Origin of the sequence: Alcanivorax sp. (assembly GCF_002726155.1) — a bacterium.
Taxonomy (GTDB): Bacteria; Pseudomonadota; Gammaproteobacteria; order Pseudomonadales; family Alcanivoracaceae; genus Alcanivorax.
The window spans coordinates 54,361-68,453 of record NZ_PBSH01000010.1; the positions used below are offsets into that span (position 1 = coordinate 54,361).

Here is a 14,093-nt window from a genome sequence, read left to right on the forward strand (position 1 = left end):
GGCGAGGCCACTCTTCAGGCCGCCAGTTCCGTACATCTTCCCCCTTTATCCTGCACATTTTCCGTGCTTGCGCCTTCTTGGCCACCCGGCCTCTCCACTTTCATCCCACCCTGCTGATTGGCGAAAAAACGTGCAATTTGCGCATTACCTGCGTATACTCCGCGCCCTCGCCGACCCCGCTCGGCCCCTCCCCCTAATCCATAGGTACTACATGTCAGATTCCCGTTCCGGGTTCGCCTCTTTAGGCCTGCCCGAGGTTCTGCTCACTGCGATCGCCCGTCAGGGCTTCGAGCAGCCTTCGCCGATTCAGGCGCAAGCCATCCCGCTGTTGCTGGATGGACACGATCTTCTGGGCCAGGCACAAACCGGCACAGGTAAAACGGCTGCGTTTGCATTGCCCCTTCTGGCCCGCCTGGATCCGACTCTGCGTGAACCGCAGATGCTGATTCTGGCCCCAACCCGCGAGCTGGCTATCCAGGTCGCCACTGCATGTGAAGAATTTGCCAAAGACATCAAAGGGTTGCAGGTTCTGCCCATTTACGGCGGCGGAGAATACCGCACCCAGCTGAAAGGCCTGCGCGGTGGCGCCCAGGTGATTGTCGGCACCCCCGGTCGCGTCATGGATCACATGGAACGCGGCTCCATGAAACTGAATAATCTGAAAGCCCTGGTGCTGGATGAAGCCGATGAAATGCTCCGCATGGGCTTCATCGACGATGTGAAATGGGTACTCGAACGTACCCCCGATGACTGTCAGCTGGCGCTGTTCTCCGCCACCATGCCGCCGGTTATTCGCAAGGTTGCCGACCAACACCTCAAGCAACCCAAACTGGTTCGCATCGACAATGGCGGCGCCACCACCGGCACCACCATCCGCCAGCGCTACTGGCCGGTAGCCGGGCTGAACAAACTGGACGCCGTGTGCCGCATTCTGGAAGCCGAAGAGCACGATGCGGTGCTGGTGTTCGTGCGTACCAAACAGGCGACCCTGGAGCTCACCGAGCAACTGAACCGTCGCGGTTTGCGCGCCGAAGCTCTGAACGGCGACATCCCCCAGCAACAACGGGAAAAAACCGTACAGCGTCTGAAAGACAAGCGTTTCGACCTGCTCATCGCCACCGACGTGGTTGCGCGTGGTCTGGACGTACCGCGCATCACCCACGTGGTGAACTACGACATGCCCGGCGATCCGGAAGCCTACGTGCACCGTATTGGTCGTACCGGCCGTGCCGGCCGCCAGGGTGACGCCATCCTGTTCGTGGCTCGCCGTGAGCAACACGTGCTGCGTCAGATCGAGCGCATTACCCGCCAGAGCATCGAAAAGATGGCGCTGCCATCTGTGGATGACCTGAATGCCAAGCGCATTGCCCGCTTCCAGGAGCAGCTGGCCGGGTTCACCTCTGGAGCCAATGTTGATGAAGCTCGCGCGCTGGTTAACCAGCTGCGTGACGCCATGGACATCAGCGACAACGACATGGCCGCCGCTCTGGCCACCATGATGTTCAAGCGTGAGCCGCTGATCCTGAAAGAACCGAAAATGGTGAAAGAGCCGCGCCGTCGCGAATCCGCCCATGTGGGCGGCCGTCGAGAAGACCGCAACCCGCGTAACCGGGGCGACAAAGGCCGCAGTGACAAGGCCATGCGTCGCTACCGGATCAAGGTCGGCCACGAGCACGGCGTGAAACCGGGCAACATCGTTGGTGCCATCGCCAACGAAGCCAAACTGCCCAGCCGCCTGATCGGTCCGATCAAGATCCACCAGGACCACAGCACCGTAGAACTGCCGGAAGACCTGTCGCCCAAACAGCTGCATGTGATCCGCACCGCGCGGGTCTGCCAGCAGGCTCTGGATCTGGAAATGGTGTAAGAAGAGACGCAGCACGCTTCATGCTGCAACACGGATGTCGTTAATTCGTGATTGAGAGGCCCAGCTCCGCGCCGGGTTCTCTACAAAAAAACCGCGCCCGAAAGGGTGCGGTTTTTTTGTGGCTTCTAGCTTCTAGCGTCCGGCGTCCAATTTCACGAGCCGGAAATTCTGAAACCTACCTTCAACGTCACCTGATAATGCCCCACCTTGCCATTCTCGATATGGCCGCGGGTTTCTGTCACCTCAAACCAGTCCATCAGCTCCAGGCTTTCACTGGCGGTAACCAGCGCATTCTCAATGGCGTCTTCAATGGTGGTGCGAGAAGACCCGACTAACTCAACCTTCTTGTAGACATGATGGTCAGACATGACTGCTCTCCTTTTCGGTACATGTTCCATGGTGTTTGAGCACGAGACTCGCTCGTTGGCGAATCGTCTGCACTCATCCATCTCTTTCTATCTGTGACACCGAACCTGGCCGATTACAAGGGAGCACTTTTGCCCAATCGATCAAAAAGTCCACAATTACGCATTGAAAGCTGTCAGCATTTCCCTCACAACAGAAAGTGAAGCACTTGGTCATTGTCCAACCGTTTATTCCAACCCCTTCAGGAGGACACGCGATGGATATGCATAAAATGACACCCTGGAACTGGCTTCGTCAGGAAGGCAACCGCGAGCGGCCGCTGCCACAACGGCACCCCGGCCACCCTCTGCTACGCTGGGAACGCGAATTCGACAACTGGTTCGAACAGATGCTCGGCGACATGGCCTGGACTACCCCGGCGCCACATGCCCAACCGAACGCGCCCTTGCGCCCCAATCTGGATATTCTGGAGCGCGACGACCACTACCTGATTACCGCGGAATTACCCGGCGTGGAGAAATCCGACCTGGATGTCACGCTGGACAACAACATGTTGCTGATCAGCGGCAGCAAAACCCCCATCCAGGAAAATGACCGCGACGGCTACCATTATAGTGAGCGCCGTTTCGGGCCCTTCCAGCGCATGCTGACATTGCCGGCCGATGCGGATGCCGAGCAGATGAATGCCGTTTTTCACAACGGAGTACTGTCACTCAGCATCCCTCGCCACGAGCACCATCATCAAGGCAGCCGGCGGATCGAGATTCATTGATTGAGGAGACGCAACAGGCTGCACGTTTCAGGCAACAACGCGAAGAACCGTGTTTCTCTATGGACGTCACGCCCCGCGCTCCATACCTGTTCGCGGGGCCGTGACCGGAGTGATCGTCGACAATGTTGAAGGTCGCCCGGCACGCACCGGAAACATACTCAGCCCATGGATTCAGCCTCATTGCCGGGGCTTCACGGCATAATCACCGAACAACACGGGTAATCGGAATCTGTACCAGCAGTCCACGGAGGTTCCTGAGATGCGTCTCTGCTTATTCGCACCCAGAAGCAGGTGCAGCAAAACCACACACACGCGGCAACGTCATTACCTTGTGGCCGGCGCTGTCTACGCCATGGCGCTGGGCGCCACAGCGCCCCTTCTTGCTGAGAACAGCGCCGTTCTGCGTTTTGATACGCCATTGTCGATTACCGACAATGCCGACTTTGATCGGGATAACCCGCTAGAACCGGACAGCAGCAGCTTTATCCTGCTGGACGCCAACAGCCTGAGCAGTGACAGCGGAGAACGATGGGCACTGGTGTCCTTGCGAAACGATGCCGGCGGCCAACGTATTCTGCGTGACGACTATCTGGTAGCGGAATTCGCCAACGGCGACCGCCGCCACGCCAGCAATCTGGAAGGCTCTTTCGCCGCCGCAGAGCAACAGCGCAAGATGGTTTTCTTCGGGTACCACCGTTTTCCCATCCTGCGCGTTTTTACACAGCAGTAAGTGGGTTTACGGCACTGCGCTTGCCATAGGCTTGCAGGGAAAAATGCCCTTATAACAAAGAGCAGGACGCCAAAAGCCTGATACCCGACAACCCCAAACCAGCCACCACACCTGAGCTGCCTTACCAACACATTTTCAGGACGTGGCCGCCATTTTTATACTTGGATTTCAAACGTCAACCGTCAGGCTTTTGGCATCAGGCATCCAGACTATTTTTCCGGAATCAGCAAACTCTCCAGCGGCTGGCGGTCTGGGCGGAACTGGTTGATGGTTTCCTGTGCTTCATAGCCCAGCGACAACCCGCACAACAGCTTGTATTGCCCGGGTAACTGAAAGTGTTTCTCCAGCGGCGAACGCCACAGCGCCAGCGCGCCCTGGGCACAGGAACCCAGCCCTTCATCCGTTGCAGCCAACATCAGGCTCTGCAAAAAAATCCCCGCATCCAGTGCGCTGTAAATACCCAGCCCTTCGTGCACGAAGATAAACAGCGCCACCGGCGCGTCAAAGAAACGGAAATTCGCCGCCATCTGCTCGTGGCGGGCTTGTTTGTCTTCCCGCCCGATGCCCAGCAACTGGTACAAACCGTGACCGGTGGCGACACGTCGCGGCTGCAGGTCCTCCGGGTATTTCACCACCGGACGATAATCGCCATCCGGCATCCCTTTTTTCGTCACCAGCGCCTTGAGTTTTTTCACCATGGGCGCCCGCTGAAGCGCCATCAGTTGATCAAACCGTTCCGGCAATTCACGGCGCAGACTTTCCAGTACCTCACCGCGGGCCACCGCGATCTGGTAGGGCTGCGTGTTGGACCAACTGGGCGCTCCGCTGGCACGCTCCAGCAATTGATTCAACAGTGCATCGCTCACTGGCTGATCGGTAAACGCCCGCACACTGTGGCGCTGGGCCATCACATCCTGAAATTCCATACCCTCAACCTGTTGTGGTCTGCTTAGCGTTTACTGTGCCAGAGACTTACAATGCGCAGCCATGACCAAGACCACCGATAACCTGCAACGTCGCGCCAACTTTTCTCGCTGTCGCCAGTATCGCTATGCCCTGTGGCGCCAGTGGGGTGACGGTGATGACTTCATGCTGCTGATCGGCCTCAACCCCTCCACCGCCGATCATCGCCAAGACGACCCCACCATACGGCGCTGCATGGGTTTTGCGCGCGACTGGGGTTACTCCGGCCTCTGCGTGGCCAACCTGTTTGCCTACCGGGCCACCTATCCGCAAGACCTGTTCGCCGCCGCCGACCCGGTGGGGCCAAAGAATGACCCGTGGCTACGCCGGCTTGCACGACAAGCAGACCTGGTCGTCGCCGCCTGGGGCAACCATGGCCGCTTCAACGACCGCGCCCTGCAAGTGGTGCCACAATTACCGGCAATGCACTGCATTCGCCTGAACAGCTCCGGGGAACCGGCACATCCACTGTATCTTCCCAAGCATCTCACGGCCCAGCCTTGGGATGGCTACCCCGCCTTGTCCTGACCTTCACCTTAAACAAGCAATAATAGGCACAAAGTACCCGTCGGGATTAACATTGTGAGCACACGTCTGGAAAAGAATATCCGTCGTGCCAAAGGGCTGTCCTATGCAGGTCTGATTCCCTTCTATGGGCTGGCCGGCCTGGCCTGGGTTGCCGAGACGGGTAACTGGGCCCTGAATGCCCTCGCCACCTACGCCGCCATCGTCATCACCTTCCTCGGCGCCATTCACTGGGGCCGCGCTCTGGACAAAATGGCCGACAGCAACCAGTACCCCACCCTGCTGTTTGGCTTGATGCCTGCCCTGCTGGGATGGTTTGCCCTGCTACTCCCCCTGGAACTGGCCCTGCCCATGCTCGCCGCCGGGCTCATGTATGTGTGGGGCACAGAACAGATGGTGTTCAACGACACCTTGCCCACCTGGTACCGGCACTTGCGGCACCAGCTCACCGCCGCGGCAGTCATTGCCGTATTGATTGGCTGGGCCGCCACCATGTTCTGGATGCTGTGAGCGGCTGACTGCCAGTCACCGAAACGGCTTTCCTTTTTTTACAAAGCAGCAGGCATTCAAGGCGGCGTAACCGTGGCCCGACCAGTCAGCCCCCGCTACACTGTGTGCTCGTCACAGGGAGATTCGGGCATATGAAACAGCACTGGCTGCAGCGCATTACATTGACACTTGGATTGATGTTGTTCTCGTTTTCGGCCCAGGCCGCCCCCGCTATCAGCCCCACTGCTTCCAGCCAATCGCCCAATTATCACGACGACATCCGGCCCATTTTTGAGAACAAATGCCTGGCCTGTCACGGCTGTTACGATGCCCCCTGCCAACTGAAACTCGAAGCCGTAGAAGGACTGGATCGCGGTGCCAGCAAACAAAAGGTCTACAACGGTGGTCGCAAACACACCGTGGACCCCACCCGGCTTTTCCAGGATGCCCAGACCACCGCGCAATGGCGTGACAAAGGTTTCTATTCCGTCATCGACAGCACCTCTGGCATGCAAGCCTCACTGCTGTATCAAATGCTTAACCTGGGCAAGCGGCACACCTTCAACCCCAATGAAAAGCTGCCCGAAGATATTGCCCTGGGGCTGAGCCGACAGAATGAATGCCCTGCCCCGGATGAATTCGAGGATTATGCTGACGATCATCCTATGGAAGGCATGCCACTGGCCGTGGCCGGCTTGACCGACGACGAATTCGCCACCATCAGCCGTTGGTTGGAACAAGGCGCCAGCTTTAAACCGGAAGTGATCACACCCACTGCAGAAGAACAGCAGCTGATCGACGACTGGGAAGCCTTCCTGAACCAGAGTGATCCGAAACACCAGCTGGTAGCTCGCTGGTTATACGAGCACCTGTTCCTGGCACATCTGTATCTGGATAAAGGCGACGACAGCAAACCTGCCCATTTTTTCCAGCTTCATCGCTCCAGCACGCCCCCTGGGGAGCCAATCAAACAGGTTGCCACCGATCGCCCCAACCAAATGCCCCCGGAGAACTTCTGGTATCGGATCGCTCCGGTTCGCGGCACGCTTGTCCACAAGACCCACATCACCTTTGGTCTGAACGAAAGCAAACTGGCCCGCACAAAAACGCAGTTTTTCAGCACCGACTGGGAGGTCAAGGAACTGCCCGGTTACGGTTATGAACAGCGCGCCAATCCTTTCGTCACCTTTGCGGATATTCCTGCCCGCGCTCGCTATCAGTTTATGCTGGATGAAGCCGAATATTTCATTCGCACCTTTATCCGCGGCCCGGTTTGTCGCGGGCAAATCGCCACCGACGTAATCCGTGACCATTTCTGGGCCGTGTTCCAGAACCCGGATCAGGATATCTACATCACCGATGAAAATTACCGCGCCCAGGTCAACGACCTGCTCGCCTTGCCCGGCCAGGATGATGACCTGTTGGCGCTTGGCCCGGAATGGCTCAAATACAGCGACAAACGCAACGACTACCTGAACGCCCGCAAGCAGGCTTACGGCACCCACGAGCCACAAGGGCCAGGCTGGGAATCGCTATGGCATGGCGACGGCAGTAATCGCAATGCGCTTCTGACCATTTTCCGGCACCACGATAACGCCTCGGTACGCAAAGGCTTGATTGGTGACCTGCCCCTGACCACCTGGGTGATGGACTACCCGCTGCTCGAGCGCAGTTATTACAACCTGGTGGTGAATTTCAATGTATTCGGCTCTGTATCCCATCAAGCGCAGACACGTCTCTATTTTGACCTGATCCGCAACGGCGCTGAGCAAAACACGCTCCGCTATCTCCCTGCCGAGCTGCGCAAAACCGTGTTGGCTAACTGGTATCAGAACACCGGCAAACTGCGCCTGGCAATCAGCTACGCCTCCGTGGATACCGAGCTGCCCACCAATATTGACTACGAAACCAGCAGCCCGATGAACGAATTCAACGACAAGCTGCTGGTTCGCCTGGCCAACGTGAATGCCCGCCCGGACCCGATCAACCGCTGCGACGCAGACGCATGCCAACGCCGCAACGTGTCCACCTGGAAACAGCATGCTGACCAGGTTCTTAGTGCCATTTCTTCAAGGCGTGCCGCCAACCTGCCCGCGGTGAATTTTATGCCGGAAGTCAGCATGGTGCATGTGCGTGGCAGCCAGGGAGAGCAGGAAATCTACTCCCTGTTCCGCAACCGGGCCCATAGCAACGTGGCGTTCATGATGGGCGAGTCACTGCGCTACCAACCGCCACTGGATACACTGACCCTGTACCCCGGCGTCATGGCGAGCTATCCCAACTTCATGTTCCTGGTGCAGGATGACCAGCTCCAGGCGTTCGTCTCGCAGATGGACGCCGTGAAAACCGAAGAAGACTTTACCAAGCTGGTCGACGCCTACGGCATCCGCCGTACTCACCCGGAATTCTGGCAGTATTTCCACGCGCTGGATCAGTATCTGGAAGAGCACGAGCCAACCCAGGCCGGCATTCTCGATATGAACCGATACGAAAACCTTTAAAGGATTAACAGCAAGTAACGCGGGAGGGATGGGTGCCATGGCGCAACCACCCTGCCCGCGATGTCTGGTTGAAAGTTCAACGTGGAAAGTTGCAAGGAACATCAAGAAGCTCCCACCGCCCTTTTACCGCAGAAACGCCGCTGGCGGCGCGATAAACCTCCCATACGCTCTAAGTCCGCCAATGACTAGGTCTGTGGCGCCAGCCCGGTTGCTACTATGCCCGACCTGTCAGTCACACTGGTCAATGTGACCGTCGCTCACCGCTCCATAATCGAATGCAATCCATAGACATAACAATGAGGTTCCATCATGGCGAAAGATGCAGTGGGTTATGCGCTGACCGCGCTTAACCGCCTGGCCAGCTCGGAGATGCTCGACAAGATGGGCATGCGTAAAAGCGTTGAGCGGCTTGCCTACAGCCTGACCAAAGGCGGCTTCCAGGTACTGACCACCACCGCCCGTGCATTCAAGTCCGGTAACGCAGGCAACAAACCCGAGCGCCTTACCGCCCCGGGCCATACCCGCGACCTGTTCGACCTGGGGATCACCGACGAACAACAAATGATCCGCGACAGCGTGCAAGGCTTTGCCACAAACGTGTTACGCGAACAGGCCGAGCACGCAGACGCCGCACAGCAGACCAGCGAAGACGTGATTGCCCAGGCATTGGAACTGGGACTGAATTTCTTCGCGGTACCGGAATCCCTGGGCGGGGCTGCCACCGAGAAATCCACCGTTACCAGCATGCTGCTGGCAGAAGATCTGGCCCGTGGAGACATGGGTCAGGCCGTCGCGATTCTCGCCCCCATGGGCGTCGCCAATGCCCTCACCCAGTGGGGCACCGCTCAGCAGCAGGACAAATACCTGAGCAGCTTCGCCGAAGAGAATCCACCTAAAGCCGCCATTGCAGTGTGCGAACCGCGCCCGCTGTTCGACCCCATGGCGCTGACTACCACCGCCCGCAAGGACGGTAGCGATTACGTCCTCAACGGGGAAAAATCCCTGGTGCCACTGGCGGCCGAAGCGGAAATTTTCCTTGTTGCCGCACAAACCGATAGCGGGCCGGCGGTGTTTATTGTGGAAGGCGGCACCGACGGCCTCAGTGCCGGTGAAGATCCTTCGATGGGCATCCGCGCCAGCGGTCAACGCCCGTTGAAACTGGATAACGTACGCATCCCGGCGGACAACCGCCTGGGTAATGACGATTTTGATTATCGCGCGTTTGTGGACCTGGGCACCCTCGCCTGGTGTGCCATGGCCATTGGCACCAGCCAGGCCGTGCTCGACTACGTTGGCCCTTACTGCAACGAGCGCACCGCCTTTGGTGAACCCATCAGCCACCGCCAGTCCGTAGCGTTCATGATTGCCGACATGGCCATCGAGCTTGATGCCATGCGCATGCTCACCTACCGCGCCGCCAGCCGTGCCGAACAGGGCAAGAGCTTCCAGCGTGAAGCGCACCTGGCCCGCACCCTGGTCAAGGATAAAGCCATGAAAATCGGCACCGACGGCGTGCAGCTGCTCGGCGGCCATGGCTTTACCAAAGAGTACCCGGTGGAACGCTGGTATCGGGATCTGCGTGCTGTGGGGGTCGCCTTCGGCGGCCTGCACCTGTAAGGAGGGAGACAACCATGAATATCGAGATTCCCAAGAAGTTCAAACCCCTGATCAACAACGCCTATCAGGTAGCCCAAAGCACCCTTCGCCCGCTGTCGCGTAAATACGACCGTGGTGAGCACGAATACCCGAAAGAGCTGGATATGCTCGCCTCGGTACTGGATGGCTTCAACGAAGGCGACCCGGCCAACTCCGCCGGCGCCGCCACCACCGGCAGCGGCAAGGTGCAGGACGACGGCAGCGTGAAAAATGGTGCCAACATGGGCGTCTGCCTGGGCGCCATGGAAATGTGCTACGGCGACACCGGCTTCCTGCTCGCCATGCCCCGCCAGGGCCTGGGCAACGCTGCCATTGCTGCTGTCGCCAACGACGAACAGCTGGAACGTTTCAAGGGCAAATGGGCCGCCATGGCCATTACCGAGCCGGGCTGTGGCTCCGACTCCGCTGCCATCCGCACCACCGCAAAACAGGACGGCGATCACTACATCCTCAATGGCGAGAAGATCTTCGTGACCTCCGGCGAACGGGCCGACTGCGTGGTGGTCTGGGCCAGCCTGGATCCGAAGCTGGGTCGCGCTGCCATCAAATCCTTCGTGGTAGATTGGGGCACCCCAGGCATGGAACTGGCCCGGTTGGAGAAGAAACTGGGTATCCGTGCCTCCGACACCGCTGCCATCAACTTCATGGACTGCCGGGTACCGGCAGAAAACCTGCTGGGCAGCCCGGAAATCGACACCAAGAAAGGTTTCGCCGGTGTCATGGAAACCTTCGACAACACCCGCCCCCTGGTGGCCGCCATGGCCATCGGTTGTGCCAAGGCCTCCCTGGAGCGCATCAAGGAACTGCTCAAAGACAGCATCACCTATGACTACGGCAAACCCGTGGATAACTGCTCTGCGGTAGAAGCCGAAATCTACAAGATGGAAGCTGACTGGGAAGCCGCCTACTGGCTGGCAGTGAAAGCCGCCTGGATGGCCGACAACAAGAAAGCCAACACCCTGGAAGCGTCCATCTCCAAGGCCAAGGCCGGCCGGGTGGGCAATTACATCACCCTGCGTTGTGTGGAACTGGCCGGCAGCCTGGGCTACACCGAAGACGAGTTACTGGAAAAATGGGCCCGTGATTCGAAGATTCTGGATATCTTCGAAGGCACCCAGCAAATCCAGCAGCTGGTGATCGCCCGGCGTGTGTTGGGGCTGAGCTCCAAAGAGTTGAAGTAACGTTCCGGACGTTTTGCCAACGAATGAATGAAGCCGTTTCTGACTGGTCAGAAGCGGCTTTTTTCATCGCTGGCAGCACACAAAGACCGCCCCATACCGAAGACGCTGTTCAAGCCAATTCTCCCTACATAGCCTCAATATCTCAGCCTTATTCCCTACTGCACAAAGAGACATAACGATGATGTTGCCCTGCCATCATGTGTGCCAGTATCGAAACAAGATGGAACGCAATAAAAACGCTACACCGGGTTACAGCTTTACCGCGATTAGACAACAGGTTCACCCGCGGCGGGGCAGTAAAGTGAAAGGTAGAAGGTGGAGCGGGACAATAAAAAAGAAGGGAGCCACATGTCTGCATTCAAATACACCATGATGGGGGCCGCTCTGGCGGGACTCATGATGTTGGGCAACGCTGCCCATGCCAACCAGCAAGCCACAGTGATTATCAGCCAGAGCTGTGACTACATGCTGCTCAACTCCAGCAAGGGCATGGTGCTGGTCAAGCAGCTGGATGGCATCACGCCCCAGGAAGGCGACACCTTGCTCGGTGAATTCACCGCTGGCGATTTCAGTAACCTGCAAAACAACCGCAACAAGGATTCCATGCAGGTCTGGGTCGATACCGTGGATCCGCACAGCAGCAAGGCGCTTAGCCAGTACGGACGTTATTGCACTTGATAAGAGACGCGACACGCGACACGCTTCAAGCTGCAACGCGGGCCGGGTACGGTGACACACGGTAACCGCCATGCCCGCGGGGTTCAGTTCAAAGTGAAACGTTGAAAAGGAAAACTCTGGGGACTTTTCTCACGTCCTTATCCAGGCTCGTAGCTCCCTCTCATCTCATCACAAAGCCCGCAAACAACACGGCAAAACCGCCCACTTCCGCCGCGATTAGCGCGAGCATAAACACCGTCATGGCCGCCTGCGGTACCGTGGCCGTGCCCATGCTGTGAGGCTTTTGCAGTTGGTTGCGGGTATCTTTAAGCATGCCGTGCAGAATATAGCTGCCGATGGCCAGTGCGAAGAAAATCAGACAGGCCAGTACCGCCAGGGTGTTCACCCAATCTTCCCAAACGCTGAGCAAGGCAAAGCGCTCCAGCACCAGGCATGCAAAGGCATACATCAAGCTGGCACGGTGGGCGATATCCACATAGTAATGCGCCCGGGCTTTCTCACTGTTGGCCACCTGCACATACTTCCAGGCCCCGGTCAGCAAGCCGACGAGAAAAAAAATGCCACAACCCCAAAGCGCCCATTGATCCGCTGTCATTCCCTGCCCCTGTATTTATCACATTTCAAAAAAGTGTGCCAATCGTTCCTGCATCATTGGCTCCGCATGGCAGAACCGGCGGCGCCCTTCACGCTCCACACGAATCAGCCCGGCCTCCGACAGCTCTCGAACATGGTGAGACACTGTCGGTGCGCCAATATTGAGCCGCTGCATAAAGTCCCCAAACGCACAGCCGGCAGGCACCTTCGACAGATCCGCCTGACCATGCTGGCGACAGTGATCCACAATCACCTGGTATATGCGCAATCGGTTGGGGTTGGACAGCGCTCGAAAGGCTGCAGCAAGTTGCTCCGCCGTCACAGTGTCTTTCTGTGCCAAAACCGGCACCTCCCGGGAAAATAGTTTGACGGTCATAAAACTAACTTATAGTTTGATTCTCATCAAACTATATTGTCGCCATCGGAGGAGACACTGTGAACCACGCTGATATTCTCGGCCAGAGCCTGGCACTGCCCTGCGGAGTCACCCTGCCCAACCGTTTCGGCAAATCGGCCATGAGCGAAGCACTCGGCACCATCGATAACCATGTAACCCCGAAACTGGAGCGCCTGTACGGTCGCTGGGCCCAGGGCGGCACCGGCCTGGTGATTACCGGGAATATCATGATCGACCGACGCCACACCGGCGAGCCGAACAACGTGGTAGTGGACGATGAGCGAGACATGCCATTGCTGAAACGCTGGGCAGAGGCGGGCAAGTCCCGGGGCGGGGCGATCTGGGTACAGCTCAATCATCCCGGCAAACAGATTCCCCGCATGCTGGCCAGCGGCGACACGCTTGCCCCTTCAGCCGTGCCCTTTGGCAAGGAACTGAAGAGCGCGTTCAAGACACCCCGAGCGCTGAGCGAAGAGGAAATTCAGGAGATCATCCAGCGGTTCGCCACCAGCGCCCACATCTGTCAAAAAGCCGGTTTCAGCGGTGTGCAAATTCATGGTGCCCACGGCTATCTGGTCAGCCAGTTTCTCTCCGGACATCACAACCGCCGCACCGATCAATGGGGGGGCTCACTGGCAAACCGCATGCGTTTCCCGCTAGAAATTTACCGGGCTATTCGTCAGGCCGTCGGCGATGATTACCCTGTCAGCATCAAACTCAATTCCGCCGATTTCCAACGGGGCGGTTTTAGCGAAGAAGAATCCATGACCGTGGCCGAAACACTGGCCAACGAAGGGCTCGATCTGCTGGAAATTTCCGGTGGTAACTACGAGAACCCGGCCATGGCCGGCGCCAAGGGCGTGCGGGAAAGTACCGCCAACCGGGAAGCCTACTTCCTGGATTACGCCAACGAAATCCGCAAGCGGGTATCCATTCCGCTGATGGTTACCGGCGGCTTCCGCTCGGCCAAAGCCATGGCGCAAGCCGTGGACAGCGGTGCCACCGACATTATCGGCATCGCCCGGCCCCTGGCTGTTGAGCCGGATCTTCCCAACGCTATCCTGGCGGGTCAGAGTGGCGTTGTCAGCCGTGTTACCCCACGCAAAACCGGTATCAAGACCATCGATAACATGGCCATGATGGAAGTATCCTGGTTCTCCCGCCAGCTGCATCGTATGGGCACAGGCAAAGACCCAAAGCCGGACGAAAGCGTACTGCTCGCCCTGTTCAAGGTTATCGCAACCATGGGCGTCGGCAGCTTCAAGACCCGTCGTCTGCGGGCGAATAACTGACAGACAACAGTTTCGAGTTTCGAGTTTCGAGTTTCGAGTTTCGAGTTTCGAGTTTCGAGTTTCGAGTAAATGGTGACGACCT

Annotated in this window: 14 protein-coding genes; 10 read left to right on the forward strand and 4 right to left on the reverse strand. The window is 58.0% G+C overall.

Going from position 1 to position 14,093, the window contains the following annotated elements; all coding sequences use genetic code 11:
• Nucleotides 1-211: 211 nt before the first annotated feature.
• Nucleotides 212-1,867, forward strand: a complete 1,656-nt coding sequence (locus CL546_RS03635; RefSeq protein WP_290493067.1) for a DEAD/DEAH box helicase — start codon at nucleotides 212-214, stop codon at nucleotides 1,865-1,867.
• A gap of 152 nt (nucleotides 1,868-2,019) precedes the next feature.
• Here the strand turns inward: CL546_RS03635 and CL546_RS03640 are convergent, their stop codons facing one another.
• Complete coding sequence (locus CL546_RS03640) at nucleotides 2,020-2,235, reverse strand: dodecin (RefSeq protein WP_007149047.1); 216 nt, start codon at nucleotides 2,233-2,235, stop codon at nucleotides 2,020-2,022.
• A 254-nt stretch (nucleotides 2,236-2,489) separates the two neighbouring features.
• Here CL546_RS03640 and CL546_RS03645 point away from each other — a divergent pair, with 254 nt between their 5' ends.
• Entirely contained in the window at nucleotides 2,490-3,005 is a 516-nt protein-coding gene (locus tag CL546_RS03645; RefSeq protein WP_290493068.1) for an Hsp20/alpha crystallin family protein, read from the forward strand.
• Nucleotides 3,006-3,336: 331 nt separating this feature from the next.
• Nucleotides 3,337-3,735, forward strand: coding sequence for a hypothetical protein (locus tag CL546_RS03650; RefSeq protein WP_290493069.1), 399 nt, complete (start codon nucleotides 3,337-3,339; stop codon nucleotides 3,733-3,735).
• A 209-nt stretch (nucleotides 3,736-3,944) separates the two neighbouring features.
• Here the strand turns inward: CL546_RS03650 and CL546_RS03655 are convergent, their stop codons facing one another.
• A complete protein-coding gene (locus tag CL546_RS03655; protein ID WP_290493070.1) occupies nucleotides 3,945-4,661 on the reverse strand; it encodes a nitroreductase family protein in 717 nt (238 codons plus the stop codon).
• A gap of 61 nt (nucleotides 4,662-4,722) precedes the next feature.
• On the opposite strand from CL546_RS03655, the gene CL546_RS03660 reads away from it, so the two are divergent.
• The 6 genes from CL546_RS03660 (at nucleotide 4,723) to CL546_RS03685 (ending at nucleotide 11,728) form a co-directional block, all read left to right on the forward strand.
• Nucleotides 4,723-5,226, forward strand: a complete 504-nt coding sequence (locus CL546_RS03660) for a DUF1643 domain-containing protein (RefSeq protein ID WP_290493071.1) — start codon at nucleotides 4,723-4,725, stop codon at nucleotides 5,224-5,226.
• Between the two features lie 54 nt (nucleotides 5,227-5,280).
• Complete coding sequence (locus CL546_RS03665; protein ID WP_290493072.1) at nucleotides 5,281-5,733, forward strand: DUF3429 domain-containing protein; 453 nt, start codon at nucleotides 5,281-5,283, stop codon at nucleotides 5,731-5,733.
• Between the two features lie 131 nt (nucleotides 5,734-5,864).
• Nucleotides 5,865-8,213, forward strand: coding sequence for a fatty acid cis/trans isomerase (locus tag CL546_RS03670; RefSeq protein WP_290493073.1), 2,349 nt, complete (start codon nucleotides 5,865-5,867; stop codon nucleotides 8,211-8,213).
• A 309-nt stretch (nucleotides 8,214-8,522) separates the two neighbouring features.
• On the forward strand, nucleotides 8,523-9,830 hold the full coding sequence (locus CL546_RS03675; protein WP_290493074.1) for an acyl-CoA dehydrogenase family protein: 1,308 nt from the start codon (nucleotides 8,523-8,525) through the stop codon (nucleotides 9,828-9,830).
• Nucleotides 9,831-9,844: 14 nt separating this feature from the next.
• Nucleotides 9,845-11,050: an acyl-CoA dehydrogenase family protein gene (locus tag CL546_RS03680; RefSeq protein ID WP_290493075.1), complete on the forward strand. Its 1,206-nt coding sequence runs from the start codon at nucleotides 9,845-9,847 to the stop codon at nucleotides 11,048-11,050.
• A gap of 348 nt (nucleotides 11,051-11,398) precedes the next feature.
• Complete coding sequence (locus CL546_RS03685) at nucleotides 11,399-11,728, forward strand: hypothetical protein (protein ID WP_290493076.1); 330 nt, start codon at nucleotides 11,399-11,401, stop codon at nucleotides 11,726-11,728.
• Between the two features lie 160 nt (nucleotides 11,729-11,888).
• Here the strand turns inward: CL546_RS03685 and CL546_RS03690 are convergent, their stop codons facing one another.
• Both CL546_RS03690 and CL546_RS03695 read right to left on the reverse strand, forming a co-directional pair.
• Nucleotides 11,889-12,323, reverse strand: coding sequence for a hypothetical protein (locus tag CL546_RS03690; RefSeq protein ID WP_007148854.1), 435 nt, complete (start codon nucleotides 12,321-12,323; stop codon nucleotides 11,889-11,891).
• An 18-nt stretch (nucleotides 12,324-12,341) separates the two neighbouring features.
• Complete coding sequence (locus CL546_RS03695; protein WP_290493077.1) at nucleotides 12,342-12,698, reverse strand: ArsR/SmtB family transcription factor; 357 nt, start codon at nucleotides 12,696-12,698, stop codon at nucleotides 12,342-12,344.
• A gap of 59 nt (nucleotides 12,699-12,757) precedes the next feature.
• On the opposite strand from CL546_RS03695, the gene CL546_RS03700 reads away from it, so the two are divergent.
• On the forward strand, nucleotides 12,758-14,011 hold the full coding sequence (locus CL546_RS03700) for an NADH:flavin oxidoreductase/NADH oxidase family protein (protein ID WP_290493078.1): 1,254 nt from the start codon (nucleotides 12,758-12,760) through the stop codon (nucleotides 14,009-14,011).
• Nucleotides 14,012-14,093: the final 82 nt, after the last annotated feature.